We start from the raw sequence: 17,927 nt of genomic DNA, 5'->3' as shown, positions 1-17,927 counted from the left end.
AACCCCCACTAGAAGAACCAACCGTAGGAGTGGAGACCCTTCCCCAGCAGATTCACCCCCAGGTAGCAGACCCAGACCACCCCAAAGCCAACCGTAGCGAGAATCGCAGGTTTACGTCCCTGCCAATCGCGGGTCATGCGGGCATGGAGATAGGCAGCATACACCAGCCAAACAATCAATGCCCAAGTTTCTTTTGGATCCCAACTCCAAGGTGCCCCCCAAGCCTCGTTGGCCCATACAGCACCGGAGATAATGCCAATTGTCAACAGGGGAAAGCCCAGACCAATCATGCGGTAGCTGAGGTTATCGAGGGTTTCAGCTAAAGTCAGGCGTTGCAAACTCAATTGCAGAGCTGGTGGGGTCAGTACCGTTGTGCCACCGTTCCCCGTCGAGGCTTCCAGGGAAGGTTCTGGCCTGCGACTGCGGAAGCTGCCTGTTCCCACAGAACTGCCCTTGAGGTTGACGGGCTGGCCCCAGGTGACGACAAGCAAGGCGATCGCCAGCAGGGAGCCCACCATCAAGGTGGCATAGCTAAGCATCATCACACTGACATGCATCATTAACCAGTTGGACTTGAGAGCTGGCACCAAAGGGGCTGACTGTTGCATCTCAGGGGGCAGAGAGAGGGCAGCAAAGGCCGTAATTCCCATTGCCACGGGTGCGGTGACAACTCCCACAAGGGGCTGGCCACTGATGGACTCGGCGACAAAGTGCATGGCCGTCAGTCCCCAACACAGGAAAAAGAGGGATTCATAGAGATTACTGATGGGAAAGTAGCCCCCCTCAATCCAGCGCGCCGCCAGCAAGCCAGTAATACAGAGGTTGGCGATCGCCATCCCCGTGCGACCGGCGGCGGTCAGCAGCGGCCACTGGGGAAATGCTGCCCCACACCAGTAGAGCAACATGGTGAGAAAAAGTACGGCAAAGGCGGTATTATCCAGCCAACCTTCTAGGGTCAATAAATCCATAGGTTTTCCTATTGCCAGCCTGCTACTCTTTTGTATTGTACTGTCCGAACCCCGCTTTTCTGGAATGGGGGAGTGGTCGGGTAGCAGGGGGGGATTGCTGCCCCCTAGCCCCCTAGGAACCGGACGTGCAAGTTTCCCTGCATCCGGCTCGAGCCCCCCAGGACCCCTCATTTAAGAGGAACTGGTTGTGCATGCAACCTTTACGATACTCATCTACAGCCTCTCTACCTTTGGTGGAAGGTTGGTGACCGCACCAGTGACTCAAGATCACCGCCATTTGCTTTGTCACCATTAGGGAGGTTCTGTGAGTTTTCTCGTAACGGGGGACCAGTGGGAAGTCTGCCCTCTTTCGAGTGGGATGATGTTGGATGTCCTGCCACCATCCTCAATCCCTATCCAACCCATTACAGATTGGCATTCGCTTTTTCCCACCTCCTTTACCCGCACTTCCATGGTTGTTCCTCGCAGTCCACTTGCCTTGTTCTTAGCCTATCAAGGCGAAAGTACGGGCTTACCACGTTCCGTTTAGATGACATATGAGGGGTTAGGTGGTGACTCTGCCCCGACGGAGCTATCGTCCCCGCTCACTGAAGAACAAACAGTGAGTCCTGTCCGTTTGCCATTTTGGCCCAGGCCTATCAGCGTCTTTGGCCTGTCTAAGATCACGAGGCTTCTGGCATCACTTCGCATGTGCTCACCATACCCTCAAGCCTAGCTCCCTATCGCCTGACGCTGGCAAAGTTGCTTCCTCCTCGCGGATTCAGCTCCAACCTTTCGGTTCGGGCTCCGTTGTCGGGAGGGCTTCATACCTGACCGTTACCAGTCACGCATGCCTCCCTAGGCTACGGTTGGGGGCACAACCGGTCCCGTTCTAGCTTGTTGGGCTAGTGGGACAATCATCTAAACGACTTCGTGTCGCACTGTTCCATTCTTAGTCAGAAGGGCTGTACCACAATTTAGCCTGAATCTCTATAATCAGGGGTGAAGAATCATCCTATTCTATTGTGCTGCTGCTGGAGCAAGAACCCCATGAACGAGCTACGGGCTGCGCTGGAATTGGCGACAGAGGAGGAGTTGCAAGACCTAACAGAAATTCTGTTTCGTCGTCGGCTCAATCCCTTGGACTATCTAACCACGCCGGATCCGATTGCGGTACAAGCCCAAGATCGTCAAGCCTGGTTAGATGACATTGAAGAGCGGTTTCGCTTTTTGGCAGCCGATGGTTTGACGGTGCTTAAGGGCAAAGCCCAGCAAATCAGCTATCGGCAAACATTGATGCGGGTCTGTCGTTACTTAAAAATTAAGTTTTCCCCCAGTTGGACCGTGCCTGAACTGGAAATGGAGATCTTCTTGAATGTGTTGCAGCGGATGTGGAAAAAGCTGGGGGATCAGGATCGGCGGGTCTTGGCTGCCCAAATTCAAGAGAGCTTGCCCGAATTGCACCATGGCCACCCCATTTCCATGGAAATGGTGCGCTTAGTCCTCGAGGGGGGTGCCGCGATCGCCATCAGTTCTGTTGTGCGCTCGATGGTGGTGCAGCAGGTGGCACGGCAGTTTGCGATTCGTTTTGCCGGCTCCAAACTCTCAATTGCCCCCTTGGTGTCACGGGGAGCGGCCATGGGAGTCGCCCGATTGGCAGTGGGGCGCAGTATCTTGGCCTTTGTCAGTACGGCCCTCTGGGTATGGTTTATTGCCGATTTGGGTTGGCAAGCCATTTCCACTAACTATGCCCGCATTATTCCCACCATTTTTGCGATCGCCCAAATTCGCCTTCTGCGGGGTGAACAGGCCGCCCAGTGGGCCATGGCCTAGAGGGTGATCAGCCGCTCTTTGTCTAAGGTGAGCAGTTGCCGCAACTGGTCGAGGTTGAGTTCAGTCAGCCAGTGTTCGCCACTACCCACAATCATTTCCGCAAGGGCTTTTTTCTGTTCGATTTGCTCGTGGATCTTTTCTTCGAGGGTACCCGTGCAGATAAATTTATGGATTTGGACATTGCGGGCCTGACCAATGCGGAAGACGCGATCGCTGGCCTGATTTTCTACCGCTGGGTTCCACCAGCGATCGTAGTGAAAGACATGGTTAGCGCGAGTCAAATTGAGACCGACGCCCCCTGCCTTGAGGGAAAGAATAAAGACCCTGGGGGCCTCGGGATCGTGTTGAAAGCGTTCCACCATGAGTTCCCGCTGGGCTTTGGGGGTGCGTCCTGAGAGGAAAAACACCTCCTGCTGGAGCGCCTTTTCCAGATAGGTTTTCAGGTGGGTGCCAAACTCGGCAAATTGGGTAAAGACAAGGGCGCGATCGCCCACTTCCTGAAGCGCTTGCAGCATTTCTATAAGCCGTTGCAATTTACCTGAGCGATCGGGGGCATAGTCTTCTTGCTTGAGATACTGGGCGGGATGGTTACAGATTTGCTTCAACTTGGTCAGGGTGGCCAAGATATTGCCCCGCCGCTGAATGCCTTGACTATTTTCGATAGCAGCAAGGGAGTCTTCCACCACAGCAGTGTAAAGCTGCATCTGCTCTAGGGTGAGGCCACAATACACCAGCATCTCCTGTTTTTCCGGCAGGTCTTGAATAATACTGCGGTCGGTTTTCAGGCGCCGCAGAATAAAGGGCTGGACATAGGTGCGCAGAGCATTGAGGGAGGTGGTGTCGCCATAGCGTTCAATGGGACGGACATAGCGGTGTTGAAAGTAGGTGCGATGGCCCAAGTACCCCGGATGGAGGAAGTCCATAATGGACCAAAGTTCGAGGAGGCGGTTTTCTAGGGGGGTTCCCGTCAGGGCAATGCGAAACTGGGCGGAAAGTTCCCGCGCTGCTTGGGACTGCTGGGTGTTGGCATTCTTGATGTTTTGGGCTTCATCCAGTACCAAATGCTGCCACAGAACCTGCTGCAAGGTGGTGCGATCGCGCTGGAGGAGGGCATAACTGGTCAAAATTAGATCGTGAGTTTCAACCTTTTTCAGAAATGCCTTGCCCTTGGGGCGATCGCTCCCATGGTGGACATAGGCCCGCAAGGTTGGGGCAAACTTTTGGCACTCCCGCAGCCAGTTCCCCAGCACCGAGGTAGGACAGATCAACAGTGTCGGTCGGTAGGCCCGTCCCGTTTCCTTGAGGTGGAGCAAAAAGGCCAACAGTTGAATGGTTTTCCCCAAGCCCATATCGTCCGCCAAGCAAGCCCCCAGCCGCCAGCGTTCCAAGAAACTCAGCCACGCCACCCCCCGTGCCTGGTAGGGGCGCAGTTCACCGCAAAACTCCTGCGGTGTTGGCACTGGATCAAGGCTTTGTTTGCCCGTGAGGCCATCCAAGAGGGTCTGGAGTGCATCATTGGTGTCTAAGCCAAGAATCGGCAACTTGGCCACCGTTACCGTATCCCCCGTAGCAATGCGCAGTGTCTCTGCAAGGGAGAGTTGGGTCTTTGGGGGAGACTGGAGAAACTCTTGAGCGGCCTTGACCTCTTGGGGGCGCAGCAAGACCCACTCACCATTGAGATAAACCAGGGGCGTCCCTTGGCGGCGCAGTTGATCAAAATCCGCCTCCGAGAGGGGATGCTGCCCCAACTGCAACTGCCACTGAAACTGCATCAAGCTGTCAATCGTCAAGCCGTTAGTGGCCGGCGGCGGCAATGTGGCAATTATTTTCAGACCCAAGCGATGTTGGGCGCTATTGCGGCGCAGACTCGGTGGCAAAATGATCGCAACCCCCTGCTGCTCAAGGGGCGCAATTGCACTTTGCAAGAAGGCATAAACTTCCGTGGTGTGCAAAGTCAGAGCCACGGGGGAGCGTTCTTGAAGACTGCGATCGAGGGGACGATAGATGCGGGAGGCCAAGCCCAGTCCCCGCAACAGGGTTTCTTGGGGCTGCCAGAGCACCTGCCCTTGATAGAGGAGGGCCTCTTGGGTGCATTGCCAAATCTCGGCGGCCCTTAGCATGGTGTCCGTTTCCCCTTCCGTTTGCAGCCCAAAGGCCAAGTGCCAGTCACCATCGGCAGTATCTGGGGGAACCAATTGCAGAGCCAGTCGCCATTGGGGACGCAGATGCAACTGCTCGCGGTAGGGTTCTTGCCAGCGGTGCAGGCGTTCAATGAGGGGAGGTGGCAGTTCCGGGGTTTGACCCGTTTTCAGGAAGGCTAGCCAGTGGCCATGTTCTTTGGCTAAGCCTACTTTGGGCAATTCGAGGTCAGCAAGGGCAGTGTGGAGATAACCCTGTAGGGTGTGCTGTAGAAAATCCGCCAGGAGATCTGCAGCATGGGGTGGCAACTGCAACGCTGTGCCATCGGCTTGATAACAGCGACACAGATCCGGCATCAATTGGCTGAAGTGGCGCAGGCGATCGCGATCGCCCCCGTGGGTCAGCAGAATCCGCCAGCCCTCTGGTGTTGGCAGGTATTGGCCACGCACAATTAAATCCAGCAACCAGCGACTCACGTGCAGCCAATAGCGCAAATCATCGCCAATACTGCCACTGTCTTGGCCGTGAAGACTCAGTTGATGCAGTTGTTCTAAAACTTCTGAAGCGGGAATTGACCAGCCGGGCACCTGCCACAAAAATAGGAGTTCCCCCTGCACTTCCGCCAGCGGTGGTGGTAACAGTTGATGCCCCTGAATCTGGGCCGGTAAAGCAACGTAGGTGGCACTTGGGCGGGCTGTCTTCCTAAGAGGTGTTTTTCTCTGGGTGGCGTAGGGATAAACCGGAATCGCCGGGGGAGCCCAAGGCGTGATTGCCTGAGCCAGCGATCGCCATTCTTCCGCCCAAATGAAAAACTGTGGCGCCGGCTCTGGGAGCCATGTGCCATGGAAAATAGCCATGGGAATATTTTAATGGGGTTTTAAGAAGAGGGATGCAAATGTTTCAGGCGGCAGGGGGCGGGCAAAGAGATAGCCTTGACCCTCATCACATCCCAGTTCCTGAAGGATTTGCAGTTGTTTTGGCGTTTCAATGCCCTCGGCAATGACACGGTAGCCTAGCTGCTTGCTCAGCAGTAAGATCATGCGGATAATTTGCAAGTTGCGTTCGTTTTCCTCCAGTTGGCTGACAAAGGAACGATCAACTTTGAGGTGTTGAATTGGGAGGCTATGGAGATAGCTGAGGCAGGAATACCCTGTGCCAAAGTCATCAATGCTAATTTCAACGTGGCGATGCCTGAGGGATTCCAGCAGACTCAGCATTTCACTCCCCAGTTCAATCCCAATTCTTTCGGTGAGTTCTAGGAGCAACTGTCCTTTGGGCAGGGGGTACCTCTGGCGAATCGTGTCAAGGTGCTGGAGGAAAGTAGGATCCTGGAGTGTCTTAGCAGAGACATTGACACTAAGCACTAAATTCGCTGCAGTGCTATACTGCTGTCGCCAAGTCCAAAGCTGCCAACAGGCCTGCGCCAACGCCCACTGATCTAGGGCCACAATCAACCCTGTATCCTCCGCAATGGGAATAAAGTGTGCCGGTGAGACGAGCCCCCGCTCAGGATGTTGCCAGCGCACCAAGGCCTCCATGCCAACCAATCGCTGGCTCTGCAAATGAACAACGGGCTGATAAAGGAGTTGCAGTCCCCCCTGATTCAGAGCTTGGCGCAGATCATGTTCAAGGTGGAGGCGCTCTAGAACCTGTTCGTACATCTGGGTATCAAAGACGGCATAGCGCCTTCCTGACTGCCTTTTAGCCGCATACATAGCAGTATCGGCATCCCTCAGGACAGCCATACCCGTTTCATACTCGTTTTGGGCAAAGACAACGCCAATACTCGTACTGAGGAAGATCTGCCGCTCCCCCACCCTGAGGGGTTGCTGTAGGGAATGGATCAGCTCTTCGCAAAGGGCGATCGCGCGCTGTGGGTGGGGCACATGGGTCAGCAGAATGACAAACTCATCCCCGCCGAAGCGAGCCACCGTGTACTGATTGCCAACAAGACGCCGCAGCCAAGTTGCAAAAGCAATTAGAACCTGATCCCCCACCCCATGGCCGAGACTGTCATTAATCACCTTAAAGCGATCTAGATCGAAAAACAGCACGGCATAGTGAAACTGAGGATTTGTCTGCGCTTGGCTAATTGCTGCTGCCAATTGCTCCATGAAGTAGAGGCGGTTGGGCAACCCTGTCAATGAATCATGGTAAGCATCGTGGTGGAGCTGCATTTGCACCTGTACGCGGCTGGTGACATCGCGGGAAGTGGTCTGTAACTGTTGCACGTGTCCCTGACTGTCGTAGCGAGGTTTGACCAAGGTTTCTAGCCAGAGGACATCCCCCCTAGCGGTGCAAACCTGATAGGTGATAGGCCAAAACTGCCGCTGCTCTATCATCTGTTGCAGTTCCTGCTTCACCCGCGATCGCTCTTCGGGATGACATAGTTGCGTAAAATGCTCACCGATCAGGGTCTCTGTAGGCCAGCCCAAGAGCGTTTCATAGGAGGGACTGACGTACAAACAACTACCCTGGCAATCCAAAAGGCAAATAATATCGCTGGTATTTTCCGCTAGGAGCCGGTAGCGTTCCTCACTTTCGCGCAGCGCCAGTTCAGTGGCTTTGCGCTCTGTAATATCAACGTTGGTACCCACTACTTTAGAGGGCTGACCCTGCTCGTCATGAATCAATACAGCTTCGCTGTGGAACCAACGATAGGTGCCATTGCAATGGCGCAGCCGCAGATCAATACTGTAGTGTGCCTCGCCGCGTAGGAACTGGCGGTAGGCGGCAAGGGCGCGATCGCGATCCTCTGGGTGGAGTCGCTCCTCCCAATCCTCAAGATTGACTTCCTGAGTGGTGGCAGGATACCCCAATTGCGCTTTGTAGCTGGGGGACACGTAGAAGGTCCCTGTATGCAAATCACAAAAATAGAAACCGATATTAGAGACCCGTGCCGCCAGCTCTAACTGCGCCTGTTGTTCCTTGAGACGCGCCTCCGCTAGGTGTCGATCCGTAACATCCAAAATCACGGTGTGCCAGACAACAGCGCCATCGGCATCCCGTGTGGGTTGACCAGCGCCCTCCAGCCAGCGGATTTCTCCTGTGGTGGGATGAATAATGCGCCATTGGGCAAACCAAGGGGTCAAGGTTTCAGCTGAACGAAGGACGGATTGCCATGTTGCTTCTCGATCCTCCGGATGCACCAGCTGCCACAAATGCTCACCATCTTCAGCAGCGGCCTCCGCGGGTACTCCCCAGAGACGTTCGCACATGGGGTTGAGATAAAAGACACGATTGCGGCCATCGGGATATTGGATGTAGCGGAAAATAGCCCCAGGAACATTCGTCGCCGTAAGGCGAAAGCATTCTTCACTTTGCCGCAGGGTAGCTTCAATACGACGGCGCTCAGCCAGTTCCTGTTGTGCCTGCTGGTAGAGGGTGGCTTGGTAAATGGCCACCTCCAGTTGGGTGGCAACAGCACGGGCCAGGTCAATTTCTGTCCTTGACCACTCATGGGGTTCCGGGTAATTGAAGAGGGTCAAGCTGCCCCAAACGCGATCCGCCACTATCAAGGGAATCAATAACCATGCTCCCGGAAAAGCAGGTGCAATTGCTTGGTTAACGGGATCAGTAATTTCACGGCTATCGGCAATAATGACAATGTTCCCTGCTTTGAGATCAGCGGCAAAGGGGTTATCGCGATCGGGAATTTCCAAACCCTCGCCACAGGGAAAGTGAGGATCGTGGTGATACTCGGCAATATGCCGCCACACCCCCTGCTCCGGTAAGTACTGCACCACCGCAGCATCAACGCCTAGCCCTACTTGGGCAATTTCCCGCACCGCCGTCTCAAAAATCGTGGCGAGATCAAGGGAGTTGCGAATGGCTTGAATGACGTGGTTGAGGGCCTGCTCCCGCAGTAACTGTTCCTTGAGAGCTGTGATATCACGACCAACGGATTGGATTTCCCTGAGGTTGCCCTCAGCATCAAAAATGGCAGTGTTCATCCATTGCGTCCACCGCAATCCATACTGGGGATGATACACCCGGTTTTCATTGACAAAGGTAGGGGCATCGGGACGCAGTTGAGCCACTTTTTCTAGAAGCGGAGGTAAATCTTCCGCTAGGACAAATTCCGACCAAGGGCAACCAATGACTACCGAAGCAGGGCGGCTAAAGAACTGACAAAAGGCATCATTGGCAAACGTAATGGTGGTATCAGCCCGGGAGCACAAGACCAAGTCTGACTGACTTTGCAGAATCTCATAGTAACGGTTGGCCTGGGCTTGCCAATAGTTTTTTAGTATTTGTTGTTCGAGTTCACTGCGCTTGCGGGCAGTAATCTCCCAAAACGTACTGATGCTAAATTCCACCTGACCTGCGGGGTTCAAGATCGGACTAGCCTGCACTTCCACCGTGAGCTGGCGATCGCCATACTGCACCTCTAGCTCCATTGGCGGTACCGTGAGTCCTTGCAGGGCTTGAATCCCGGGCAACTCATCCTTGGGATAGGGGCGATCGCTACCGCAGTAGAAAATCCTTAGATCCGCACAAATTTGGCTAGCCGTTGTCGCGGGGTCCTCAACACCCAACAGGGCGCGTCCAGCGGGGTTCATGTAAACAATCTCGCCGGTAACATCATAAAGAGCAACACCAACGGGCAAAACGGACAGAACCGCCGCTAGGTAGTGTTCGAGATCGTAGCCAACCCGCCCTTGGAGGAGCTGAAGCAGTCCTTGGGTAGAGACTGCCAAACGCCATGAATCAACAGCCAAGGAGCGTGGTGAGGAACCATCCATGGAAAGCCGCTTGTAAAGCTTCTAAGGGGGGAGAATTTGCCTTGAGGTTAGCACAGTTTTTCCCACTTGTGGCCGATGGTTTAATTAAGGGGTTTCAATGGGTTTTAGCTTGCCCCTGAGTTCGAGCTAGCCATCGGGCATAGAGGTCAGGGCGGCGTTGTCGTGTGCGCTCAATTTGCTGTGCCCGTCGCCAAGCAGCGATTTCTCCATGGTGACCTGAGAGCAAGACAGGGGGTACCGTCCAACCCCGAAATTCTGCGGGTCGGGTGTAGTGGGGATAATCCAGCAAGCCATCTTCAAAGCTATCTTGATGGAGGGAGGCAGCTTTACCTACAGTGCCCGGCAGAAGTCGCAGCACACCATTGAGAATCACAAGGGCTGGAATTTCACCACAGGTGAGGACAAAATCGCCAATGGAGATTTCTTGGGTGACTAAGTGTTCAACAACCCGCTCATCTACCCCCTCATAGTGACCACAGAGAATCACCAGTTGATCCCGCTCCCGTGACCAATGCCAAAGGTGCTGTTGGGTGAGGGGTTGCCCTTGGGGGGTAACATAGATCACTTCACGGCGAGGCAAAGCGGGCAGTGATTCCACCGCAGCAAAGAGGGGTTCCGGCTTCATCACCATGCCCACACCACCGCCGTAGGGTTCATCATCCACCCGCTGGTGCTTATCGGTACTAAAGTGACGCGGATTGGTCAGGACAACCTCGGCAATCCCCCGTGCCAAGGCTTTGGCCATTAAACCGCTGCTCAGGGGAGAAGCGAAAAACTCTGGAAAGAGGGTAATAATGTCAAAACGCATTACTGACGGTGGCAAGAGAGGGAACCATAGTAGGCAAGGGCACGCAATTGACTAAGGGCGCAAAGTTGCTCCTGTTTCCACGCCCGTTGGGTTTCTAGGGGCGGGGGAGGTGACTGAACGCCAAAGAGTTGATTGATCAAGGGGGAGCGATCGCGCCGAAAACGGACAATGGCATATTCTCCCTCCTTGAGATTGGCGGCCCTGGCGAGGGCGTTGAGGGTTTCTGAGCGGCTGCGGGTCCCATCGATGAGACGGTAGCGCTGCGCCTGATCGTTACTGAAGATCATCGCTCCCATTTCGTTGCGAATAACGCTGGGATCAATGCCCCGGGCCTGGGCCACATGATTAATAAACTTGGTGTATTCCTGCTCAAGGCCCGCTTGCAAGACCTGAATTTCTTGGGGGGTGAGGCGACGGAAGGGATTGCCAATATCTTTGCTGCGGCCAGCGCTCAGGGTCCGTTCTTCGATGCTATTGGCGGTGACACCTCCCCTCAGTAGGCCGTTATCGAGGCTGGTGGGGCGATCGTAGTAGAAAACACTGGGACCGAGAATGCCAATACTGCCAACCATGCTGCCATGATCAGCGTAGATCTGATCCGCTGTCACCATTGCCCAAACCCCACCGGAGGCAGCAATGCCCTCAATAAAGGCATAGACGGGTTTTTGGGTTGCTTTGCGGTAGCGCCTAATGCCCTCGGCGATCGCCTGGGAGCCAAAGATCGTGCCACCGGGAGTCTTGATATTGACAAAGACGGCCTGAATAGTTTTATCCTTAGCGGCTTCTGCCAACTGCCGCTGCACTTCATAGCCGTAGGTGACGCCCACAAGAGGGGCAAAGAAGATATCCTCTTCACTTTGGGGGCTGCCTAGAATTGGACCAGCAATGTCAATTTGAAGAATGCGATCGCGACTGCTCTCCTTGCCGCTGATATGCTCATAGGGACTTGTTTCACTGGCGGGCGCCAACAGGATGCCGAGGAGGGCAAAGAAAACCGTGGCACTAAAGCCCACCACCCCCAGGGTGAAAAAAAAGGTCAGCGTGCCAAAAAAGATCACACCGCAACGGTGAAACACACTAGGCCAAAAGGGGGGAAGTGAACGTGCCATGGATAAACAGAGGGGAGGGTTTCGGTATAATCTGAACAGCTTTTCAGCTAAGCCGCTTCAGTGTTTTAATGACTGAATTAACTTGAATTAACTTATTTTAGCCACAGTAGGCGGTCTTCTTTTGCTTTTCCTCCTCACGACTGAACCCTTGCCGTCTTGGCCTGTCATCACTTTTGCGAAGTAGGTTCTCCTTTCTAATGAAGCCCCCGATTACTGCTGAGCAGTATCTCAATCATCCCACCTTTGGCTTGCTCTATGGGGTCTGCCCTCTGGATGAGCATCGGCAACTTTTTACAACGTTGTATGCCCAGCGGCTGTTCTTCATTGTCAGCCACCGGCCGGGAGGGATGAAATTTGAGTCCATCAGTCGCACTGATGCGCGAATGCTTATTGAACAGCGGTTGCGATCGCTGCGGCGCCTAGGCAAAACGGCTGAGTACAAAGCCCTAGAGGCCATTCATCGGCAAGCCTTCCTGTGATGTTGCTTCAGAGAGATCCGATAGACTTCGCTAAACTGAGGCTAGGTGTTGGGGACCCGGAATGACCTACGACTATGACCTGTTTGTGATTGGTGCTGGCTCCGGTGGCTTGGCGGCCTCAAAGCGGGCAGCTTCCTATGGTGCTAGGGTGGCCATTGCCGAAGGGGATAAAGTCGGCGGCACCTGTGTGATTCGGGGTTGTGTCCCCAAAAAGCTCATGGTTTATGGCTCCAAGTTTAGCCACCTCTTTGAAGACGCTGTCGGCTATGGCTGGCACCCCGTTAAGGCAAAACTCAATTGGGAACGCCTGATTCGTGCGGTGGATCAGGAGGTGAATCGGCTCAGTCAACTGCACATTAGCTATTTGGAAAAAGCAGGTGTTGAACTGTTACCGTTTTTTGCCCGCTTTGCTGACCCCCACACCCTAGAACTGGTGGATCGCCAAGGACAGGTACAGGGGCGGGTGACAGCAGCAAAAATCCTGATTGCCGTCGGCGGCGAAGCCATTAAACCCAATGTGCCGGGAATTGAACACAGCATTACCTCGCGGGAGATGTTTTTGTTGCCCAAACAGCCAAAGCGCCTGGCCATCCTTGGCGGTGGCTACATTAGTGTTGAGTTTGCCGGCATTATGCAGGGACTAGGAACAGAGGTGATCCACTTTCTGCGGGGCGATCGCCCCCTGCGGGGCTTTGATCAAGACATTCAAGATGGCGTCTATGGGGGAATGATTCGCCACGGCATTGATGTGCGTCCCCAGTGCCACATTACTGGCTTGAAGCTCACTAAGAAGGGTAATATCCGCATTCGCTACGAACAGCAGGGACAAACCCGTGAAACCAAAGTTGATACGGTGCTGTGTGCGGTGGGGCGCGCTCCCAATTTGCAGGGGCTAGGCCTCGATCGGGCAGGGGTTCACCTCAGAACTAATCGCCAAGGAATTGTGGCCATTGCGGTGGATGAATACTACCGCACCAATCAAGAGCATATTTTTGCTGTGGGCGACTGCACCAACCGCGTCAACCTCACCCCCGTAGCCATTGCGGAAGGACGCGCCTTTGCCGATACCCAATTTGGCAATCTACCCCGCACCTTGAGCTATGAGAATATTCCCTCGGCGGTGTTTTCCCAGCCGGAGGCAGCTTCTGTGGGGCTTTCGGAGGCGCAAGCGAAGGCGAAATTGGGGGAAGAGAATGTGAAAATCTACCGCGCGGCCTTTCGGCCCATGTACCACAGCCTCACGGGGCGCCCTGAACAGGTGATCGTCAAATTGGTGGTGGAGAACAATACGGAGAGGGTGCTGGGGGCCCACATGGTGGGGGATAATGCGGCTGAAGTTATTCAAGGGATCGCGATCGCCCTCAAAATGGGCGCCACCAAGAAAGACTTTGATGCCACCCTTGGCATTCACCCCTCCACCGCTGAGGAGTTTGTTACCCTGCGCTAGTGGCCACTTGGATGGGACTGTGGAGCAGCTCTAGAGCCGCCAGATATTGGGGATCTGCTGCGGTACCCATGGCCATGAGACTCTCTGGAGCATCGAGCACCCGCCGATCTGGCTCAATCCCTACTTTGTTGATGTTGTGGTGATTGGGGGTTTCGTAGTGGGCAATCGTCACCGCTAGGCCAGAGCCATCACTGAGATGAAAGAGGGACTGAATCGAGCCTTTGCCAAAGGTGCGATCGCCCACCAAGCGAGCGCGCCCATGATCCTGGAGGGCACCGGCCAAAATTTCACTTGCACTGGCTGTGCCACCATTGACCAGGACAACTAGGGGATCATGGGTGAGAGCCCCCCCACTGGCATTGAGGCTATCAACAATCCCTTGGCGATCGACGGTATAGACAATTGCCCCCGAGTCCAGCCACAATTGGGCAATTTCCACGCCCGCCTGCAACAGTCCCCCCGGATTATTGCGCAGATCAAGAATGTACTCCTCAGCCCCCTGCTGCTCTAGGATTTGAATAGCTTTGCGCATTTCTGTGGGGGCCATCGCACTAAACTGACTGAGGCGAATATAGCCAACGGTGTGCCCCTGCACTTGGCGAACCTCAGCCGTCACCGGATTAATCTCAATGTGTCCCCGGTGCAGGATCAATTCCTGAGGGGTGTCATTGCCCCGCTGCAGCAATAGGTGAACCGCAGAACCGGCTGTCCCCCGCATTCTTTCGGCGGCCTCATCAAGGCTGAGCTGGTTGGTGGAGATGCCATCAATGGCGAGAATGCGATCGCGGGGTTGAATACCGGCTTCGGCAGCGGGGGAGCCATCAATGGGAGCAATCACTTCAAGGACACCGGTCTTAGGGTCAGTGCTAATTTGCAAGCCAACGCCGATGAGTTCACCCGCAGTGGTGGTTTGTAGGCTGCGAAATTGCTCAGGCCGCAGGAACCGGGTGAAGGGATCCTCAAGGGTGGCCAGCATTGCTTCAATGGCAGCATAGGTTGCCTCGCGATCGGGCAGGGGACGCTTTAGAGCTTTTTCGCGCACTCGCCACCAGTTTTGACCATTAAAGGTGGGATCGACATAGGCTTGGTTAACAATACGCCATGCCTCATTAAAGAGTTTTTGTTCCTCCGTCAGGGCGATCGCCGAGTCAGGGGGGAAAATGCCCCAGATCCCCACGAGGACAACCAAACAACCAATGAGACGTTGCAGCCAACGAATCCCCATTCCTTCACCTGCTGATTGCTTCTTTCTCTTAAGCTAGCACTAGAAAAATCCCTAGGCAGGGACAGCTACTCCTTGAGCACTACCTTGGGATGCAGGCGATCGCCGCCACTGATGCCAACGCCGACACAGGCAGTGGCAAAGGTCACGCCCACGCAACTGTCCGCCGGCGGCAGCCCCTCACAAATCACGGCGCGGCCATGGTACCAGTCGTTGAGTTGTGCGGCATTGAGTTCCAGCCACGGCAGATGGGAGAGCACCTCTTGGGGCGAGCACAGGGGTAAATGTTCTGGGGCAATGCTTTCTAGGGAATGGCTCTCCTCAATCCGCAGGCCACCACTTTCAATCCGTTGCAGGGCGGCTAGGGTGCCACCGACCCCCAGTGCAGTCCCCAAATCGCGGGCAAGGGCGCGAATATAGGTACCACTGCCACAGGTAATGTGCAGGGTGAGTTCAGGATAACGACCCGGTTGCCAATGCAACACCTCGATACGGTACACCGTCACGATCCGCGGTGGAACGCTGACGACCTCACCCGCCCGGGCACGGGCATAGAGCCGCTGGCCAGCCACTTGAATCGCACTGTAGGCAGGGGGCAATTGCTCAATCTCACCAATAAATTGCGGGAGCTGTTCTTGGATGGCTGCAAGCGTCAGATGACTGGCCCCCTGTTCTTGGCAAATTTCCCCTGTGATGTCATCGGTGGTGGTGCTCATGCCAAAGCGCACCGTGCCAATGTAGGCCTTGCGATCGCTGAGATAGGGCAAAAGTCGCGTTGCCGCCCCAAGGGCGATCGGCAGTACCCCTGTGGCCATCGGATCCAATGTGCCCCCATGGCCAATCCGTTTGAGCCGCAGCCGCCGCCGCAGTTCATTAATACAGTCGTGGGACGTGCAGCCAGCAGGTTTATTCAGATTCAAAAAACCAAACATCAAGGGGTGGTTGTTGCGGGACTCAAGGGTAACCCACTGACAAAGCGTTGCAGGGCAGCGATCGCCCGGTTGTAGTCAAGGGTTGAACTCAACAGGTTGCTTTGGGCTTGAATCAGAGCGGTTTCGGCATTGCTCACCTCCGCTTGGGTACCAATCCCTGCTTGGAAGCGCAGACGGGCCAGGCGCAGCCCCTCCTTGGCTTGGCGCACCGCCACTTCATTGGTGCGGATATTTTCCTGACTGGATTTGAGGGTATAGTAGGCCTGCTCCACTTGGAAGCGAATTAAGTTGCGAAAGGCGGCATACTGGGCTTCAGCGATCGCAGCAGCGCTTTCCTGCTGGGCGGCACTGGCACGGGAGACTCCTCCATCAAAGAGGGTGAGGTTCAGTTGACCACCCACAGTATATCCCCAACGGGGCCCGACCCCATCGGTGAGGCTATCAAGGGTGTTAAAACTCCCCCCTGCCACCAACTGCGGGCCGAGGTTTGCCAGGGCAACCCGTCGTTGCTGTAGTGCCGCATTCCGTTGCGTCAGTTGTTGTTCCAATTCCACACGATTTCGAAAGGCCAAGGCAATACTCTCCTCCAGGGAAAGCTGCCATTGCCCCACCACCCGAATTGGGTCAGCAGCGCGCACATTCGCCTTGTCATTGAGGCTGAGCACCTGTGCCAGTTGGCGTTGAGCCGTTTGCAGTTGGCTTTGGGCTTGCACCAATTGCTGCTGGTTATTGGCCAGTTGCACCCGTGCTGTAAGGACGTCAAATTGTGTGCCTAAGCCAGCGCGTTCGCGGGCGATCGCATCCCGCAGGCTAATTTGCGAGTTTTGCACTGCCGCTTCGCCAATGCGTACCAGCGCTTCCGCCTCTTGGATGTTGTAGTAGGCATTGGTAACCTCCTGACGCAGTTGTTCCAATTGCCGCTGTAGATCCAGCTCGGCATTGCGCAGCTGTTCCTGGGCCGCTTTAATACTGGCATCCCGCTGGCCAGAGGTGAAGAGGTTGTAGCCCAGTTGCACGGTGCTGGTCCACGTGTTGCTGGTGGAATTTAGCCGCAGCGGCGGCGGCAGTTGGGCATTTTGCAGGCGAATCGCCGCTGAATCCGTGCGACTCATCCCCAATTGTAGGGAAATACTGGGATAAAGAGCAGCCTTCGCTTGGCGCAGCACGGCCCGACTTTGTTGGAGTTGCGCCTCAATGATTTGCAGTTGGCGATTATTGCGCCGGGCGAGTTCAATCGCTTCGTTGAGGGTAATGGGGCGATCCAAATCAATTTTCACTTGATCGGGACGACTGGGGAGATAGAGGGGATCGGGATTGGGATTGAGGGGCAAGAGATCTGTTGCCCTAGGATTGGGTTGGGCGATCGCCCCCGCCGCCAGCGCAATCCAAACACTGGCCAGACTTCCCAGGAGCAAACTGCTTTGTTGGCAGATTTGTTGGCAGATGAATTGTTGACCCATGCTCACTCCCAACACCGTTATAATTCGGGATTCTCGCTACCACATAAGACTATAACAGTCCTTTTCCAAGGAATCGTTCCCCAAAAGCGCGGTACACTAGCACTCAATTGGTTCAAACCCCAGGCCATTCAAGGCTTGATCCAGCACTGTGGCAACCATCCTACGCACTTGGAGCTATCAATCTCCTTGGCTGTACGACACAATTAGCGCCCTTGCCGCAATAGCAGTTGGGGGGAGCGATCGCCTGCATCGCCTTGCCTGGCAAGACTTGAATTTACCCCGCACCGCCGTGGTTTTAGATCTGTGCTGTGCCCACGGCATTGTCACTCAAGCCTTAACTCAGGCCTTTGATCAGGTTACAGGGTTGGATGCCGCCCCAAAGGCGATCGCCCGTGCCCGAGAGCGGGTACCCCAAGCCACCTACGTACAGGCCTTTGCTGAGAAGATGCCCTTTGCCGATGCCACCTTTGATCTGGTACACACCAGCATGGCGCTCCACGAAATGACCGCAGCTCAACGGGATGCTATCTTGGCGGAAGTGTGGCGGATTCTTAAGCCCGGTGGCTGGTTTGCCCTCATTGATTTTCACCGTCCCCAAGTGCCCCTCCTTTGGCCGGGGATTGCCCTCTTTTTCTGGCTCTTTGAAACGGAAACGGCTTGGCAACTGCTGCAAACGGACTTAGCTGAGCAGCTACGGCTACAGGGCTTTACTGTGGAGCGGCAGACTTACCACCTAGGACGCAGTTTACAGGTTCTCCATGGCCGCAAACCCTGCGCAAACGATTAAGATATATGAACGACTTGCA

General features: G+C 55.0%; 12 protein-coding genes. 4 read left to right on the top strand and 8 right to left on the bottom strand.

All coding sequences use genetic code 11. From position 1 onward, the window contains the following. Window positions 1–8: 8 nt before the first annotated feature. Window positions 9–968: a c-type cytochrome biogenesis protein CcsB gene (ccsB, locus tag TLL_RS08200; protein WP_011057454.1), complete on the bottom strand. Its 960-nt coding sequence runs from the start codon at window positions 966–968 to the stop codon at window positions 9–11. Window positions 969–1,997: 1,029 nt separating this feature from the next. Between ccsB and TLL_RS08195 the strand changes: the two genes are divergently transcribed. Then, the gene (locus TLL_RS08195; protein WP_164920905.1) at window positions 1,998–2,780 is read left to right on the top strand and encodes a YaaW family protein; all 783 of its coding nucleotides are present in this window, start codon (window positions 1,998–2,000) and stop codon (window positions 2,778–2,780) included. Here TLL_RS08195 and TLL_RS08190 read toward each other — a convergent pair. From TLL_RS08190 to TLL_RS08175, 4 genes are all read right to left on the bottom strand, one after another. Beyond that, entirely contained in the window at window positions 2,777–5,776 is a 3,000-nt protein-coding gene (locus tag TLL_RS08190) for a DEAD/DEAH box helicase (protein WP_011057452.1), read from the bottom strand. The two genes, TLL_RS08195 and TLL_RS08190, sit on opposite strands and share 4 nt — an antisense overlap. Window positions 5,777–5,785: 9 nt before the next feature. Beyond that, complete coding sequence (locus tag TLL_RS08185; protein WP_011057451.1) at window positions 5,786–9,664, bottom strand: bifunctional diguanylate cyclase/phosphodiesterase; 3,879 nt, start codon at window positions 9,662–9,664, stop codon at window positions 5,786–5,788. A gap of 94 nt (window positions 9,665–9,758) precedes the next feature. Beyond that, a complete protein-coding gene (gene trmD / locus TLL_RS08180) occupies window positions 9,759–10,472 on the bottom strand; it encodes a tRNA (guanosine(37)-N1)-methyltransferase TrmD (RefSeq protein ID WP_011057450.1) in 714 nt (237 codons plus the stop codon). Next, on the bottom strand, window positions 10,472–11,581 hold the full coding sequence (locus tag TLL_RS08175) for a S49 family peptidase (RefSeq protein WP_011057449.1): 1,110 nt from the start codon (window positions 11,579–11,581) through the stop codon (window positions 10,472–10,474). Before TLL_RS08175 ends, trmD begins: the two co-directional genes overlap by 1 nt. A 197-nt stretch (window positions 11,582–11,778) precedes the next feature. Here TLL_RS08175 and pipX point away from each other — a divergent pair, with 197 nt between their 5' ends. Beyond that, window positions 11,779–12,060, top strand: a complete 282-nt coding sequence (gene pipX, locus TLL_RS08170; protein ID WP_011057448.1) for a transcriptional coactivator PipX — start codon at window positions 11,779–11,781, stop codon at window positions 12,058–12,060. A gap of 61 nt (window positions 12,061–12,121) precedes the next feature. Next, complete coding sequence (gene gor, locus TLL_RS08165) at window positions 12,122–13,507, top strand: glutathione-disulfide reductase (RefSeq protein WP_011057447.1); 1,386 nt, start codon at window positions 12,122–12,124, stop codon at window positions 13,505–13,507. On the opposite strand, the gene ctpA is transcribed toward gor, so the two are convergent. The 3 genes from ctpA to TLL_RS08150 form a co-directional block, all read right to left on the bottom strand. Beyond that, window positions 13,494–14,732 (bottom strand): carboxyl-terminal processing protease CtpA, encoded by a 1,239-nt coding sequence (gene ctpA / locus TLL_RS08160; RefSeq protein WP_011057446.1) that lies wholly within the window; start codon window positions 14,730–14,732, stop codon window positions 13,494–13,496. The genes gor and ctpA overlap by 14 nt on opposite strands. 65 nt (window positions 14,733–14,797) lie before the next feature. Further along, a complete protein-coding gene (truB, locus tag TLL_RS08155) occupies window positions 14,798–15,661 on the bottom strand; it encodes a tRNA pseudouridine(55) synthase TruB (protein ID WP_011057445.1) in 864 nt (287 codons plus the stop codon). Further along, window positions 15,661–17,121 (bottom strand): TolC family protein, encoded by a 1,461-nt coding sequence (locus TLL_RS08150; RefSeq protein WP_164920904.1) that lies wholly within the window; start codon window positions 17,119–17,121, stop codon window positions 15,661–15,663. Before TLL_RS08150 ends, truB begins: the two co-directional genes overlap by 1 nt. A 148-nt stretch (window positions 17,122–17,269) precedes the next feature. Here TLL_RS08150 and TLL_RS08145 point away from each other — a divergent pair, with 148 nt between their 5' ends. Then, window positions 17,270–17,908, top strand: coding sequence for a class I SAM-dependent methyltransferase (locus tag TLL_RS08145; RefSeq protein ID WP_011057443.1), 639 nt, complete (start codon window positions 17,270–17,272; stop codon window positions 17,906–17,908). Window positions 17,909–17,927 lie beyond the last annotated feature (19 nt).

This window comes from Thermosynechococcus vestitus BP-1 (assembly GCF_000011345.1).
Taxonomy (GTDB): domain Bacteria; phylum Cyanobacteriota; class Cyanobacteriia; order Thermosynechococcales; family Thermosynechococcaceae; genus Thermosynechococcus; species Thermosynechococcus vestitus.
This window is presented reverse-complemented; position numbering and strand designations above follow the sequence as displayed.

What these genes read in the sequence shown, in the direction of transcription:
- TLL_RS08190 (WP_011057452.1), bottom strand. Translation starts at nt 5,776, where the DNA reads ATGGCTATTTTCCATGGCACATGGCTCCCAGAGCCGGCGCCACAGTTT.
- gor (WP_011057447.1), top strand. Translation starts at nt 12,122, where the DNA reads ATGACCTACGACTATGACCTGTTTGTGATTGGTGCTGGCTCCGGTGGC.
- truB (WP_011057445.1), bottom strand. Translation starts at nt 15,661, where the DNA reads ATGTTTGGTTTTTTGAATCTGAATAAACCTGCTGGCTGCACGTCCCAC.
- ccsB (WP_011057454.1), bottom strand. Translation starts at nt 968, where the DNA reads ATGGATTTATTGACCCTAGAAGGTTGGCTGGATAATACCGCCTTTGCC.
- trmD (WP_011057450.1), bottom strand. Translation starts at nt 10,472, where the DNA reads ATGCGTTTTGACATTATTACCCTCTTTCCAGAGTTTTTCGCTTCTCCC.
- ctpA (WP_011057446.1), bottom strand. Translation starts at nt 14,732, where the DNA reads ATGGGGATTCGTTGGCTGCAACGTCTCATTGGTTGTTTGGTTGTCCTC.
- TLL_RS08175 (WP_011057449.1), bottom strand. Translation starts at nt 11,581, where the DNA reads ATGGCACGTTCACTTCCCCCCTTTTGGCCTAGTGTGTTTCACCGTTGC.
- TLL_RS08185 (WP_011057451.1), bottom strand. Translation starts at nt 9,664, where the DNA reads ATGGATGGTTCCTCACCACGCTCCTTGGCTGTTGATTCATGGCGTTTG.
- TLL_RS08195 (WP_164920905.1), top strand. Translation starts at nt 1,998, where the DNA reads ATGAACGAGCTACGGGCTGCGCTGGAATTGGCGACAGAGGAGGAGTTG.
- TLL_RS08150 (WP_164920904.1), bottom strand. Translation starts at nt 17,121, where the DNA reads ATGGGTCAACAATTCATCTGCCAACAAATCTGCCAACAAAGCAGTTTG.
- pipX (WP_011057448.1), top strand. Translation starts at nt 11,779, where the DNA reads ATGAAGCCCCCGATTACTGCTGAGCAGTATCTCAATCATCCCACCTTT.